The sequence below is a fragment of the Phyllobacterium sp. 1468 genome (assembly GCF_031455525.1).
Classification (GTDB): domain Bacteria; phylum Pseudomonadota; class Alphaproteobacteria; order Rhizobiales; family Rhizobiaceae; genus Phyllobacterium.
Genome location: NZ_JAVDSX010000002.1, coordinates 220,131 through 233,860, shown reverse-complemented (window position 1 = coordinate 233,860; position 13,730 = coordinate 220,131). Strand labels below are relative to the sequence as shown.

The 13,730-nt window shown below is 54.1% G+C and carries 10 protein-coding genes and 1 tRNA gene; 2 read left to right on the top strand and 9 right to left on the bottom strand.

What is annotated here, in order from left to right:
* Positions 1 to 132 precede the first annotated feature (132 nt).
* Positions 133 to 3,936 carry a vitamin B12-dependent ribonucleotide reductase gene (locus J2X72_RS06605; RefSeq protein WP_310069896.1) on the bottom strand — a complete coding sequence of 1,268 codons (3,804 nt, stop codon included), beginning with the start codon at positions 3,934 to 3,936 and terminating at the stop codon, positions 133 to 135.
* Positions 3,937 to 4,552: 616 nt separating this feature from the next.
* On the bottom strand, positions 4,553 to 5,047 hold the full coding sequence (locus J2X72_RS06600; protein WP_210001323.1) for an NUDIX hydrolase: 495 nt from the start codon (positions 5,045 to 5,047) through the stop codon (positions 4,553 to 4,555).
* Positions 5,048 to 5,267: 220 nt separating this feature from the next.
* Here J2X72_RS06600 and J2X72_RS06595 point away from each other — a divergent pair, with 220 nt between their 5' ends.
* Complete coding sequence (locus tag J2X72_RS06595; protein ID WP_210001325.1) at positions 5,268 to 6,311, top strand: magnesium and cobalt transport protein CorA; 1,044 nt, start codon at positions 5,268 to 5,270, stop codon at positions 6,309 to 6,311.
* 4 nt (positions 6,312 to 6,315) lie between these two features.
* On the opposite strand, the gene gpt is transcribed toward J2X72_RS06595, so the two are convergent.
* The 4 genes from gpt to J2X72_RS06575 form a co-directional block, all read right to left on the bottom strand.
* Positions 6,316 to 6,813 carry a xanthine phosphoribosyltransferase gene (gene gpt / locus J2X72_RS06590; RefSeq protein ID WP_310069891.1) on the bottom strand — a complete coding sequence of 166 codons (498 nt, stop codon included), beginning with the start codon at positions 6,811 to 6,813 and terminating at the stop codon, positions 6,316 to 6,318.
* A 146-nt stretch (positions 6,814 to 6,959) separates the two neighbouring features.
* On the bottom strand, positions 6,960 to 7,802 hold the full coding sequence (locus J2X72_RS06585; RefSeq protein WP_210001330.1) for a universal stress protein: 843 nt from the start codon (positions 7,800 to 7,802) through the stop codon (positions 6,960 to 6,962).
* A gap of 109 nt (positions 7,803 to 7,911) precedes the next feature.
* Positions 7,912 to 8,661 carry a competence/damage-inducible protein A gene (locus J2X72_RS06580; RefSeq protein ID WP_310069888.1) on the bottom strand — a complete coding sequence of 250 codons (750 nt, stop codon included), beginning with the start codon at positions 8,659 to 8,661 and terminating at the stop codon, positions 7,912 to 7,914.
* Between the two features lie 111 nt (positions 8,662 to 8,772).
* Positions 8,773 to 8,858: transfer RNA gene (locus tag J2X72_RS06575), tRNA-Leu, on the bottom strand.
* A 201-nt stretch (positions 8,859 to 9,059) separates the two neighbouring features.
* Between J2X72_RS06575 and J2X72_RS06570 the strand changes: the two genes are divergently transcribed.
* Entirely contained in the window at positions 9,060 to 10,556 is a 1,497-nt protein-coding gene (locus J2X72_RS06570; protein WP_310069885.1) for a glycosyltransferase family 39 protein, read from the top strand.
* Positions 10,557 to 10,576: 20 nt separating this feature from the next.
* On the opposite strand, the gene J2X72_RS06565 is transcribed toward J2X72_RS06570, so the two are convergent.
* The 3 genes from J2X72_RS06565 to J2X72_RS06555 form a co-directional block, all read right to left on the bottom strand.
* Positions 10,577 to 12,079 (bottom strand): tripartite tricarboxylate transporter permease, encoded by a 1,503-nt coding sequence (locus J2X72_RS06565; RefSeq protein ID WP_210001338.1) that lies wholly within the window; start codon positions 12,077 to 12,079, stop codon positions 10,577 to 10,579.
* Between the two features lie 9 nt (positions 12,080 to 12,088).
* Positions 12,089 to 12,550, bottom strand: a complete 462-nt coding sequence (locus J2X72_RS06560) for a tripartite tricarboxylate transporter TctB family protein (RefSeq protein WP_210001340.1) — start codon at positions 12,548 to 12,550, stop codon at positions 12,089 to 12,091.
* Positions 12,551 to 12,618: 68 nt separating this feature from the next.
* Positions 12,619 to 13,596: a tripartite tricarboxylate transporter substrate binding protein BugD gene (locus J2X72_RS06555; RefSeq protein ID WP_210001342.1), complete on the bottom strand. Its 978-nt coding sequence runs from the start codon at positions 13,594 to 13,596 to the stop codon at positions 12,619 to 12,621.
* Between the last annotated feature and the right edge of the window lie 134 nt (positions 13,597 to 13,730).

Sequence of the window (13,730 nt, the reverse complement as noted above, 5' to 3'; positions counted from 1 at the left end):
CGCCCGGAATTACTCGTTTTTCTTTCGATCCGTCAACGTCGAGCCGAACCGATGCCTATTTCAAGCAAATGTTTGGCTAAATCTGCCTAAACATTGCCTTTGCCGATAGCGGGGAAACAACTTATCCGAGGCTCAACTGCACCCGGAGGTGTTGCCACAGGTGTCGCACTTCAGGCACGTCCCATTACGGACCATCGTGAAGTTCGAACATTCCGAGCAACTGTCGCCGGTATAGCCCTGCATCATCGACTTGATGCGGCGATCCGACATTACCTTCTTTGCTTCGGCTTCAGCCTTGGCTTCTTCAGCTGCAGCTTCTGCATCCGTGTCCTCGAACAGGGCAGAAGCCGGAGTTGCTTCTGCCTGATCCTTTGCGCGCTCTTCATAGTCGCGCTTGAAGGCAGTCGATTCCTGGTTGACCACCGCAATCGTCGGTTTTGCAGCGATGGCAGTTACAGTGCGGCTGGCGAGGGTCGTGACATTTGATAACGCAGTTGCCTTGGGCGCATTGACGGCCCCTGTTCCCCCTGCGTTGCTAAAACCCTTGGGGTCAGCTTTGTTTGGCGAGACGACAGTCAGAGAAGCGCCACGTGTCAGGCCCTTCGAGACTGGCTGGGTCTTGCCTTCGGAAATACCGCGGCCAAGCGAGGTATTGGAGAAATCGGACTGGTCGACATGGGCAAGGTCATGGCGGTCAAGATAGGAAACAGCCAGTTCGCGGAACAGGTAGTCAAGGATCGACGTAGCGTTCTTGATTGCATCATTGCCCTGAACCATGCCTGCCGGTTCAAATTTCGTGAAGGTGAAGGCCTCCACATATTCCTCCAGCGGCACGCCGTATTGCAGCCCCAGCGAGATGGCGATGGCGAAGTTGTTCATCATTGCCCGGAATGCGGCGCCTTCCTTGTGCATGTCGATGAAAATTTCGCCGAGACGGCCATCGTCGAACTCACCCGTTCGCAGATAGACCTTGTGACCGCCAACGACTGCCTTTTGGGTGTAACCCTTGCGGCGGTTCGGCAACTTCTCACGATCATGGACATAGCGTTCGACAATACGTTCTACGATCTTTTCGGTGACCTGAACGGCACGGGCAGCTGCTGGCGCTTCGATCAGCGCCTCGATTGTATCGTCTTCCTCCTCGTCGTCATCGGCGAGCAACGAAGAATTGAGCGGCTGTGAAAGCTTGGAGCCATCCCGGTAGAGGGCATTGGCTTTCAGTGCCAGCTTCCAGGAGAGCATATAAGCAGACTTGCAATCCTCGACGGTTGCTTCGTTCGCCATGTTGATGGTCTTGGAGATCGCGCCGGAGATGAAGGGCTGGGCCGCAGCCATCATGCGGATGTGGCTGTCAACGGAAAGATACCGCTTGCCGATCTTGCCGCAAGGATTGGCGCAATCGAAAACCGGATAATGCTCTTCCTTGAGGAAGGGGGCACCTTCAAGCGTCATCGCACCGCAAATGTGGATGTTGGCGGCCTCGATTTCCTTTTTCGAGAATCCGAGTGCCGGCAATATCTCGAAGGAAATATCGTTGAGCTGCTCGTCAGTGAAACCGAGAACATTCTTCGCAAAGTCTTCGCCAATCGTCCACTTATTAACCGCGAATTTGATGTCAAAGGCCGACTTCAAAGCCGTGTTGAGCGTGGCAATGATCTCGTCGGTGAAGCCCTTGGCCTTCAACGAACCTGGGTTGATGCCGGGTGCCTGATTGAGATTGCCATGACCAACAGCGTAAGCTTCGATCTCGGCGATCTGGCTCTCAGAGTAGCCCAGTGTGCGTAGAGCTTCGGGCACGGCGCGATTGATAATCTTGAAGTAGCCACCGCCGGCCAGTTTCTTGAACTTGACCAGCGCAAAGTCCGGCTCGATACCTGTCGTATCGCAGTCCATTACGAGGCCGATGGTACCTGTCGGGGCGATAACTGTAGCTTGCGCGTTACGGTAGCCATGCTTTTCACCAAGCTTCAGTGCCTTGTCCCATGCTGCCTTTGCATGCGTGATAAGATCCTGATCCGGGCAGTCAGCTGCAATCAAAGCGACAGGATTTACAGCAAGGCCTTCATAGCCCTGGTTTTCGCCATGCGCGGCGCGGCGATGGTTGCGGATGACACGCAGCATGTTGGCAGCATTCGGGGCATAGCCATTGAAGGCGCCGAGCTCCTTAGCCATCTCCGCGGATGTCGCATAAGCAGTACCTGTCATGATCGCAGTGAGCGCACCGCCGATCGCGCGGCCTTCGGGGCTGTCATAGGGGATGCCCGAGGTCATCAGCAGGCCACCAATATTGGCGTAACCCAGGCCCAGCGTGCGATACTCATAGGAGAGCGTGGCGATTTCCTTGGAGGGGAATTGCGCCATCATCACCGAAATCTCGAGTACGATCGTCCATAGACGAGCGGAATGCTCAAAACCGGCAACATCGATCTTGCCGTCCTTGCCGCGATAGGTCAGGAGGTTGATCGAGGCCAGATTGCAAGCCGTATCGTCCAGGAACATATATTCCGAGCATGGGTTGGACGCGCGGATCGGACCAGCAGCCGGGCAGGTGTGCCAGTCATTCATCGTGGTATTGAAGTGCAAGCCTGGATCAGCCGATGCCCAAGCAGCATAACCGATCTTTTCCCAAAGATCGCGTGCCTTGAGCGTCTTCATTACCCTGCCATCTTTGCGGGCGGTCAGGTTCCAGTTGCCGTCGTTTTCGACGGCGCGCAGGAATTCGTCCTTGAGAGAAACAGAATTGTTCGAATTCTGACCGGCTACTGTCAGATAAGCTTCTGAATCCCAGTCGGTATCATAGGTCTTGAAGTCAATATCCGTGTAGCCTTGCTTGGCAAACTGGATGACGCGCTGGATATAATTTTCTGGAACCTGATTTTTCTTGGCGGCCTTGATCTCGCGCTTCAGCGCTGGATTTCTGGTTGGCTCGTAGCAGTCGCCATTGTCGGCTTCGCAATTGACGCAAGCCTTCATAATAGCAGCGAGGTGCTGCTTGACGATCTTGGAACCGGTGACGAGAGCTGCAACCTTCTGCTCTTCCTTCACCTTCCAGTCGATATATTCTTCGATATCCGGATGATCGACGTCAACGACCACCATCTTGGCGGCACGGCGGGTCGTGCCGCCCGACTTTATAGCGCCGGCAGCGCGGTCCCCAATCTTCAGGAATGACATCAGACCAGAGGAACGACCGCCACCGGACAGTTTTTCGCCTTCTCCGCGCAGGAAGGAAAAGTTCGAACCTGTGCCGGAACCATATTTGAACAGGCGCGCTTCGCGAACCCAAAGGTCCATGATTCCGCCTTCATTGACCAGATCGTCGGCGACAGATTGGATGAAGCAAGCATGCGGTTGCGGATGTTCGTAAGAAGATTTGGACTTGGTCAGCTTGCCCGTGTCGGGATCGACATAATAGTGGCCCTGACCGGGGCCATCGATGCCATAAGCCCAGTGCAAGCCTGTATTAAACCATTGCGGCGAATTGGGCGCGACGCGCTGGGTGGCAAGCATGTAGGCAAGTTCGTCGCGGAAGGCGAGGGCATCGGCTTCGCTATCGAAATATTTGCCCTTCCAGCCCCAATAGGTCCAGGTGCCCGCAAGACGATCGAAGACCTGGCGCGCGTCCATTTCCGAGCCGTAGCGTTCTTCGGTAGGCAACGCAGCCAAGGCCTCTTCATCGGCAACCGAGCGCCACAACCAGGAAGGAACCGAGTTTTCCTCAATCTTCTTCAGCTTGGCAGGTACACCGGCCTTGCGAAAATACTTCTGTGCAAGAATATCTGCGGCCACCTGACTGAACTGGGCCGGGACATCGATATTCTCCAGACGGAAAACGATTGATCCGTCCGGGTTCTTGATCTCACTCGTCGCTACACGAAATTCGATCTCCGCATAGGCTGATTGATTCTCTTTGGTAAAACGCCGTTCGATCCGCATCTTTCTCGTCCTTGTCTCTATATATAGTATCCATCAGGCGCCATGTGAAGAGTTGTGCGCGATTGGACACAATTCCACCCTGACCGATTCCAACGCCTGAAACCGGCTGCTACACCTTTGCCCTTGATCGACGCGGTTCCCCGCGTCATTTCCGGGCTTGGTGGCCCTAATTCTGACGCCTGTTGTGTGATTCTTGCCCCTTAAGGACTGTCACACTATCTGGTAAATATTCTGCCTGTAAACACTAAATATAGTGTTAATTGGCCATTTACCCAACAAAATAATCGGCTCGAGCGTAGGCCTTTTTTCCGTCCAGACGTGATCCGCGCCTCGCACGCGCGCTGCAGTGCAAGCTCTGGTAAACACTGGATAAACTGGAAAAAGGCCGGTTACAGACGCTCCGGTCACGCCACTAACGCAACGCCGCTGACCATAAAAAATGACTCGCGCGCTAGCGTCAAGTCATAGTTCTTTACATAATTGTGACCGCAATATCTTGTGTGTCACATATGTGGATAACGGGGAGAAACCTGAAGAAGTTTTTGTGAGCTAGCGTGGTGTAAATCTCTGGGAGGACCACCGCACTGATGGCAGTGCAAGGTGAGTGCCGCGGCGCTTAGTGATCGGCTAAAGCACCAAGATCAAAGCTTGCAAGAAGGTTTTTCAAGCCAGGTTCTTCGACGCGCCGGGTGGCCTCGTCGACGCTTACCCAGTCGAGTCGGCGTTCACCACGCTCAGGCCAATTCTTTTCCTGGTGCGAAAAATGCATAGGAAAAACATCAACGATGAAATCGCCGGATTCACCATCACACACATCGTGTTTTTCGTACGTGTATGTACCGATAGAAAAGGGGGCTGTGTCGCCGCGGACGCCGGCTTCTTCATAGGCCTCCCTTTGCGCGGACTGGGCAAACGTCTTGCCGACCTGTGGCCAACCCTTCGGCAGAACCCAGCGGCCAGTTCCTCGGCTCGTAATCAACAAGATCTCAGGTCGATTCTTCTTGAGGCGATAAACGAGTGCAGCGACCTGGCAAATCCTGCCGTCCGGCATTTCAATTCGCTTGTCCGATACGATTTCGTTTAGATAGGTAACGTTCAATGTTCCGCTCATTCCAGCTTGTTTTCAGCAAGTGTGAACCGATTCGAATAATCCGCAATCGTTCTTTGGCTACAGTTTGCTGCTTATATGCGACTTATGACATTTTTTTGAACAGCAGTGCAAAAAAATCGACGGAAATTTCCAGCGTGCGCGGTCAGAGCCCGACTAAGGGATAACTGGAAAGGTTGAACCACAAGGGATAACCTGTGTGAAATCACAAATGGGAGGGACAATGACATCTTCCAGACCGTCGTTCGAAGAGGCTTCGCGACCTTTCGGTGCTACAGATTCACCAGAGGATGACAACGTTAGTGTTGTAGCGTCATGTGTTTACGCCAACGGGCAGCGCATAGCAGACATCTCCATCGATGACGCGGGAAAGTGGACTCAACGGGAAGGACACGTCGTCTGGATCGGATTGTTAGAGCCGGACGGAAAACTTCTGCACCGGGTTCAAAAGCAATTCGGCCTGCACAGCTTGGCTATTGAGGATGCGGAACACGCACACCAGCGTCCAAAGCTCGAGCAATATGGTGACGCAATTTTTATTGTGGCGCGTACGGCCCAACTGATCAACGGCCGTGTAGAATTTGGTGAAACGCATGTTTTCCTTGGTAAAGGATATATCGTCAGCGTTCGCCACGGTGCTTCGACGTCGTATGCGGCCGTGCGACAACATTGGGAGACGTCACCTTATGCGCTGGCAAAAGGCGAAGATTTCATCCTCTACGCAATTCTGGATTTTATCGTCGACAATTACATGCCGGTGCTGGAAGCAATTCATGATGAAGTGGAATCGATTGAGGACCGTGTACTCGCGAAACCCATGACCAGCAGCGATATCGAACGCCTGTACATGCTGCGCCGGGATCTTTTGCGCTTGCGTAACGCGATTGGACCGCTTGTCGACGTGTGTGGACGATTAAGCAACACGGATCTGCCGCAGATACAGACAGCGATGCAGCCCCATTTCAGAGATGTCACTGATCACGTCCGCACCGTTCAGGAGAAAATCGATGGTTTGCGTGAGGTTTTAGCCTTTGCGTTTGAAGCGAGCTTACTCGTTGGCCAAAGTCAGGAAACGGTGATTTCCAAACGCCTAGCCTCTTGGGCGGCGATACTCGCTGTGCCGACAGCTATCGCCGGCATTTACGGCATGAATTTCAAGCACATGCCAGAGCTTGATTCGCCCAATGGGTATTACTGGGTGATGGGAGCGATCGGGCTCGTGTGCCTCACTCTATATTGGCGATTCCGGAAGAGCGGCTGGCTTTAGAGTGTTATCCGCCATGGCCCTTGGTGATCGGTTCCTGGTAGGTCAGGCCCATGTCCCACGGGAAATAGATCCAGGTATCCTGCGAGACTTCCGTCACAAAGGTGTCAATAAGTGGGCGCCCCTTAGGTTTAGCATAGACGGTGGCAAAATGCGCTTTCGGCATCATTTGGCGCACGATGGCAGCGGTCTTGCCCGTATCGGTCAGGTCATCAACGACCAGAATGCCTTCGCCTTCATTCTCGAGAAGCCGTGGATCAACATTCTTCAGGACCTTGAGTTCACCTTGCTCATCGTAGTCGTGGTAGGATGCAATGCACACCGTCTCGATCATACGAATGCCAAGCTCGCGACAGATGATAGCTGCGGGGACCAATCCACCGCGGGTAATCGCGACCATGGCGCGCCATTCGCGCTGCATACCGGCAACACGCCAGGCCAAAGCGCGGGCATCCCTATGGAATTGGTCCCAAGAGACCGGAAAAGCTTTGTCGGGAAGGGACATGGCGCGCACTCCATCAGAAAAATGCAATGTAGCGGAAAATCCGCCAGGAATGCATCCCGCAATAGCGGTAAAAGCAAGCCGCTGGCAAGCCGCTTGCGTTGTCCGCAATCTGTTCTGACGAGAAAAGTGTGATTATCGCGGCCTGTTCAGCGCGACATCAATGTCAGGCATGGCATATCAGCCATTATAGAGCTGGTTACACCACCGAAGACCCATTCCTTTAATCGAGACTGGCTATAAGCTCCCATTACGAACAATGACGCATTGTTTTCCGCAATCCAGCGTCGCAGTACCTTGTCGGCAGATTCGCCGTTCGAATTGATAGTGTGGGGATGTACATTGACACCGTGGCGGCGTAGCGCATCAGAAAGCGGTGTGCCGGGGATATCGACATTCGGATCGTTGGATTTCTTCGGATCAACCCAGACGATATCGACACTTTCAGCCTTGAGTAGCAAGGGGAGTGAATCGAATGCAGCGCGGGATGCTTCGCGCTTGCCATTAAAGGCAACAACGACCCGATCGATCTTTTCCGGCAGTTTGGTTTTGTAAGGGACAAACAGAACAGGCCGGCCGCTTTCCATGACGAGCGGATCGGTGACGTCGTTGACGCTATCCGGATCATCAGGATCAGGTTGACCGGCAATTATAATATCGGCTCGCAGGGCGCTTTGCGTAACACCGGCGGACGGGCTGCTGCTTTCGGATCGCACAATGCGGAACTCATGGGAGATTGTTCCAGTCGACATCTCCGCCCCAAAAAGAGCTGCAATCGCTTCGGAGTTTTCCTTGTGGCGCTGTTCATGGGCTTCGAACAATGTCGTATCGGCAAAACCTGTGGGATCGGCATAAACAATCGGCGAGGGGATCGTATAGAGGCCGATGATGTGCGTGCGTTCGCTGGACGAAGCGATCAACCTTGCGGCACCTATGACCTTCTTTGCCTCACGCTCGCTGCGAATGAAAGCGATGATCGTCCGAAATGCCATGTTGGCCTCCATAGGTTGTTACGTCCTTGAACGCATCAGGCAACATTATACGCCTTCCGCGCAATAGTTGCTTTTGCATTTTGGACAACTTGCGTGGTTCAAAAGCAGTTCATTGTGTGGGTTGAGCGGCGATATTTGCAACCATCTCCTTCACAGCTGATTCAGCCGCAAGAAGCTTTTCTTCGTCGCGCGCCCTGATCACCAGCTCCGTCGAGAATTTGCCGTTTTCGTATTTGGGATAAGAACCGATGATCGTGTCTGGATGAGCGGCCTGGATGTTGCCTAGCGGAACGGCAATAGCACCTTCCCCAAACGGGCAATTCACTGAGCGGGACAACAGCCTCTTTCCCACTCGCAGGGTTGGAATCACATTGTCCAGCATAGCTTGAAAAACCGAAGGGACGCCTGCCATCACGTAGACATTGCCGATATGGAAACCGGGCGCAGTAGAAACTGGATTGGCGATGTGGGCCGAGCCGCGTGGCATGCGCGCCATCCGCTGGCGGCTTTCGGTGAATTCCATCCCGCGCGCTGCATAATTGTCGCCCATGAGTTTCATCGCTGCCGCGTCGTGTTCACAAGGGACATCAAACGCTTTTGCAACTGCATCAGCCGTTATGTCGTCGTGCGTCGGTCCGATCCCGCCGGACGTGAACACGTATTCATAGCGGTGCCGCAAGGCATTCAGCGCTTCGACAATGTGATCCTCTTCATCCGGAACTATGCGGACTTCTTCAAGATCGATACCGACGGCTGTGAGAATATCCGCTAGGTGACCGATGTTCTTGTCCTTTGTCCGACCTGACAGCAACTCATCGCCGATCGCCAGCATGGCTGCGGTCACAACTTCATCAGTCATAAAAAATCTCCTAGCGGGAAAGCGACCGTAATTCTCCAAACGGATCGTCGCAAGCCATTTCGCTCAGGCAAGGCGAAGGAGCAAAGGTCAAAACCAGCGGCACTTGAGCACTGGTGCGGACGGCGGGACTTGAACCCGCATGACCTATGGCCGACAGATTTTAAGTCTGTTGTGTCTACCGATTTCACCACGTCCGCGCATTTATGCTTTTCAACGGTTAAGACGATTCCGTCAACGGTGATTTGCGATATGACGGATGAGCTCGGCCGAAAAGCGGCATTTCAAGCTAACCCTGCCATTGCGGTCAAACCAACACTCTACACCCGGGTCTCAATCTCTGGTGGATTTGAGCTGCAACCTGGACTAGAACGCGAGGTCTTCGAAGCAAAGAAATCGCTATGTCCGCTGTTCCATTTCAATTTCCGCTCGCAAATTTGACGAAAGTAGCGTCACGAAATCCGGCACTCTTGCTGATCCTTCTCTATTTTGCGTTCCAGGTTTTTTTTCTGACGACGATTTCCAATGGCGCGGGAGTTGATGACGCTGAGCAATTAGCCTATGTCGGTGCGCTGCAGTGGGGGTATGGCGGGTCGCAGGCGCCGCTCTATACCTGGATAAACAGCATCGCCGGAAATCTCTTCGGAATCAGCATGTTTACCATCTATCTCGTCAAGTTCGGTATGCTTGCGAGTTCGTTTGTCAGTGTCTATTTCGGCGCACGTCTGCTCGGTCTGTCTAAATCGGTGGCTGCTGCTGGCATGCTAGGCATATTCCTGCTGCCTCAGATCGCGTGGGAATCGCAACGGACGCTAACTCACTCAGTAGGAGGCACCACCGGCTGCGCATGGGCGTTCCTCGCCTTCGCCTGGCACATGAAATCCCGCTCCTGGCATTCTGCTGCGTTGTTAGGGCTTGGCATCGCTTCGGGTCTGCTCGGAAAATTCAACGCCAGTTTCTTCCTCATCGGGCTCGTTCTGGCTGGTTTTTCCATTCCTGAATATCGAGCCGTTCTTTTGACGCGAAAGAGCTTTCTGGTGCTGCTTGTCTTCATTGCAGCCATAGCACCTACAGGCCTGTGGACGCTTTCGCATACAGAGAACCTGTTGGCGCGGTCACATAAATTCGAGATAGGCGAGGGCGGTAATTTCGTTCTCAGTCGTCTTCACGGCGAGTGGAAGCTCTTCCTCAATGGTGTTCTCTTCTCGGGAATAGCGCTGGTTTTCTTCGCAATTGTCTGGTGGCGGAGTCGGGCGGACCAAATCTCTTCGCCACGTCCCTGGAATGACGCGGAGAAATTCGTAGGCCGAACCTTGTTGTTTGCACTGGCGGCTGTTTTTGTTGGAGTCCTCATCAGCGGGGCTGCCGAGGTGAAAGATCGCTGGCTCCAGCCGGTTCTGTTCTTGAGCCCGCTTTATTTGGCAATGGTTTTGGGGCGCAATATCCGAACTGACTTGCCGTTGAAACGCTTCGCGATCGTCGGTGTGATCTGCGGCCTTATCGTAATTCCAGGATTGGCGGTCAATATTCTGTATGCTCGTGACGGTAAGGCGCCTTCTATCGGCCAGCTGGACTACGCGAAGCTTTTCGCCGTGACGCGCGCCGCGGGGACTTACCAGACCGTTGTGTCAAATGGTCCGCAATTACCGGGAAATCTGCGTCTTTTCGACGGTTCGATCATTCCGGTACATCTTGAAATGCCGAATGCAGTGTCACGTATCCGCTTCCCGGCGCTTTTTGTCTGGTTCGGCGACGGGATGAATCCGGCCGTGCTAAGCTTATTGAACGGCGCCGGTGTCGCCGCGCCGCCAGCAGACGTCAAACAGGTAGATCTCACGTATAAATATTATCCCGATCAGTCAGCGCGGGTAAGCTATTTCATCGTTCCAGCAAAGTGAGGACCGCTGGACCCGGTGACCTAGTCTTCGACAAAAACCTCATCCCGCTTCTTGCGGATGCTCGGCAGCAGCACGACCACGAGAACGGCTGCTGCGAGTAACAAGAGCCCAAGACTGATAGGGCGATTGAGGAAGGTCATGGGATCGCCGCGCGACATGATCATTGCCCGACGAAGATGCTCCTCCAGAAGCGGTCCAAGCACAAAGCCGAGCAGCAGGGGTGCCGGTTCGCAGCGGAGTTTGGCCAGCCCGTAACCGATGAGGCCGAAGAAGGCGACAGCATATAGATCGAACACATTGGAATTGACGCTGTAAACGCCGATTGAACAGAAGGCGATGATAGCTGGAAACAACATGTAGTAGGGGATGGTGAGCAGCTTAACCCAAAGTCCGATCAGAGGCAGGTTAAGCAGAATCAACATGAGATTTCCGATCCACATGGAGGCGATGATCCCCCAGAACAAGGCCGGTTGTTCGGTGGCAACGTTGGGACCAGGAACGATACCTTGAATGATCATGGCGCCGATCATCAAGGCCATGACCGGATTGGCCGGTATGCCAAGCGTCAGCATTGGGATGAACGATGTTTGCGCGCCGGCATTGTTGGCCGATTCAGGGCCGGCCACCCCCGCGACAGCGCCCTTGCCAAATTCGCCCGGCGTATTCGAGATGCGTTTTTCCACCGTATAGGATGCGAAAGACGCAAGTATTGCGCCGCCGCCGGGCAAGATGCCGAGGGCGGAGCCAATTACCGTCCCGCGCAAGATCGGTGCGGTCATTTCCTTCCAATCCTGTCGCGTTGGCCACAGATTGGTGACCTTTTTGATCATCACATCGCGGTCGTGCTCGTTTTCAAGGTTACGGAGAATTTCGGCGATGCCGAATACGCCGACTGCAAGCGCAACGAAATTCAACCCATCGGACAATTCGAGAATTCCAAGATTGAATCGGGGGGTACCGGTATAAATATCTGTCCCAACGAGCCCGAGTAGCAGGCCAAGAACCACCATGCCGAGTGCTTTGACGACGGAACCATGGGCGAGAGCGACGGAGGAAACGAGGCCAACGATCATCAGCGAGAAATATTCGGGCGACCCGAATTTCAAAGCGACGGCCGTCAAGGGCGGAGCAAACACAGCAACCAGGATGGTCGACACTGTTCCGGCAAAGAACGAACCTAAAGCCGCGATTGAAAGTGCGGCCCCTGCGCGGCCCTTTCGCGCCATCTGGTATCCATCGATAGCAGTAACTGCCGACGAGGATTCGCCCGGCATGTTGATCAGGATGGCGGTCGTTGAGCCGCCATACTGTGCACCGTAGTAGATGCCCGCCAGCATGATGAGTGACGAGACTGGTTCGAGTTGAAAGGTGATAGGCAAAAGCATGGCGATCGTCGCCGTCGCACCGATCCCGGGAAGTACGCCAATAAGCGTACCGAGGATGACCCCGATAAAGCAGAACAAAAGGTTGTAGGGCGAAGCCGCCGTCGCAAATCCGAGAACGAGATTGTTAAGAAGATCCATTTCGCGGCCTCACTGCCCAAGCCAAGGGCCAAAACGCCGGAAGGGCAGGCCGAGCGCGTAACTGAACACGATTACAGAAAACAATGTCAGACCGCCAACCAGCAAGAGCGCGGTTCCGGGGCGCATCTTCGTACTTGCAAAAGCCGCGACCAGTCCCGTGAGAAAAAGCGATGGCACGAAGCCTAGTCCACGAACGGTGAGGCCAAACAGGATCGGTGCCGGCAAAATAAAGAGCAAACCACGCCATGCAATTGGGCCCATTGGTTCATGCTGTAGCTGAGTGCCTTGAATGATGACGATTATGCCAAGAAGGATAAGGATTCCGGCCAAGACAAACGGAAAATAACCTGGTCCCATGCGGAGTGCTGTGCCCAGTTCAAGGCCATAGGCCTGTATTGCAAAGAAAAGGCCTGTAAATATAAACAGAACGCCGCAGATCAAATCGCGCAAACTAAAACTAAGATCTTTCATAGGTTCCCCGCCGCCGTTTCACTCCATAAAAGGCCGGAAGCTCTCTCCCACTCCCGGCCCATGTTCCATTAGTCAGCGTATTGACCGGCCGCTTCTATGACCGGTTTCCAGCGGGTCACTTCGCTTTCAAGCTTCGACTTCAGCCCTGCAGGCGTTGCCTCCGCATCAGTCGACGGTACCGTGCCCAGTTCAGCAAACCGGGCGATGACGTTGGGGTCTTTCAATGCCTTTTGCAGGGATGCCGAAAGTTTCTGCGTTACCTCTGTGGGCGTCCCCTTCGGTGCGTAAATACCGTGCCAAATACCCACCTGCATGCCCGGCAGGCCGGCTTCCGCAACGGTTGGAAGGTCGGGAAGGGCATCAAGCCTCTTGGCCGATGTGACTCCGTAGGCTTTGATTGTACCCCCTTTAATCTGTTTGGTTGTATTGGTTGTCTGGTCGCACATCAAATCCACCTGACCACCCAGGAGATCTGTCATGGCAGGACCAGTGCCCTTGTAAGGCACAGTTGTCAGCGGCGTCTTGATCTCGCTCATGAACAACATCCCGCAGAGATGGGAGGCAGCGCCAATTCCGGCATTCGCAAGGGTGATTTTGTCGGCATTTGCCTTGACGTACTCGACAAGGCCTTTGAGATCAGTCGGCTCGAAGTCCTTTTTTGCTACAATGGTCATCGGGACATCGGTGACAAGCCCCACATATTCGAAGGCGTTGAGCGTGTCATAGGGCAGCTTGCGATATAGCGTGGCGCTGGTTGCCATGCCGATGTGATGCAACAACAGCGTGTATCCATCCGGCTCTGCCTTGGCTACCTGGGAGGCTCCCAGCGTGCCGCCCGCTCCGCCGACATTTTCCACAATGATTTGCTGACCGAGGTCCTTTGACATGCTTTCGGCGACAAGTCTGGTAACGGTATCGGTTGGACCACCCGCCGCGAACGGCACGACCATGGTGATACTGCGTTCGGGATAACCCTGCGCAAATGCGCTACCGGTGATCAGAGCAATGGCAGCTGTGGCGGCCAGTGATGTAACGAGCTTGAGCATTAAATTTCCTCCCAGAATTACGCTTATGAATTGCCGCAGTCGGACATGCCAACATTTTCTCCCCGGTCATGGCAATACCGTTTTCGACGCGGCGCATGAGACTATCGGACGCAACGATCAGGGTTCTGTCAAGC

Coding starts and splice junctions, on each gene's coding strand:
- J2X72_RS06605 (WP_310069896.1), bottom strand. CDS start 3,936: ATGCGGATCGAACGGCGTTTTACCAAAGAGAATCAATCAGCCTATGCG.
- J2X72_RS06600 (WP_210001323.1), bottom strand. CDS start 5,047: ATGAGCGGAACATTGAACGTTACCTATCTAAACGAAATCGTATCGGAC.
- J2X72_RS06595 (WP_210001325.1), top strand. CDS start 5,268: ATGACATCTTCCAGACCGTCGTTCGAAGAGGCTTCGCGACCTTTCGGT.
- gpt (WP_310069891.1), bottom strand. CDS start 6,813: ATGTCCCTTCCCGACAAAGCTTTTCCGGTCTCTTGGGACCAATTCCAT.
- J2X72_RS06585 (WP_210001330.1), bottom strand. CDS start 7,802: ATGGCATTTCGGACGATCATCGCTTTCATTCGCAGCGAGCGTGAGGCA.
- J2X72_RS06580 (WP_310069888.1), bottom strand. CDS start 8,661: ATGACTGATGAAGTTGTGACCGCAGCCATGCTGGCGATCGGCGATGAG.
- J2X72_RS06570 (WP_310069885.1), top strand. CDS start 9,060: ATGTCCGCTGTTCCATTTCAATTTCCGCTCGCAAATTTGACGAAAGTA.
- J2X72_RS06565 (WP_210001338.1), bottom strand. CDS start 12,079: ATGGATCTTCTTAACAATCTCGTTCTCGGATTTGCGACGGCGGCTTCG.
- J2X72_RS06560 (WP_210001340.1), bottom strand. CDS start 12,550: ATGAAAGATCTTAGTTTTAGTTTGCGCGATTTGATCTGCGGCGTTCTG.
- J2X72_RS06555 (WP_210001342.1), bottom strand. CDS start 13,596: ATGCTCAAGCTCGTTACATCACTGGCCGCCACAGCTGCCATTGCTCTG.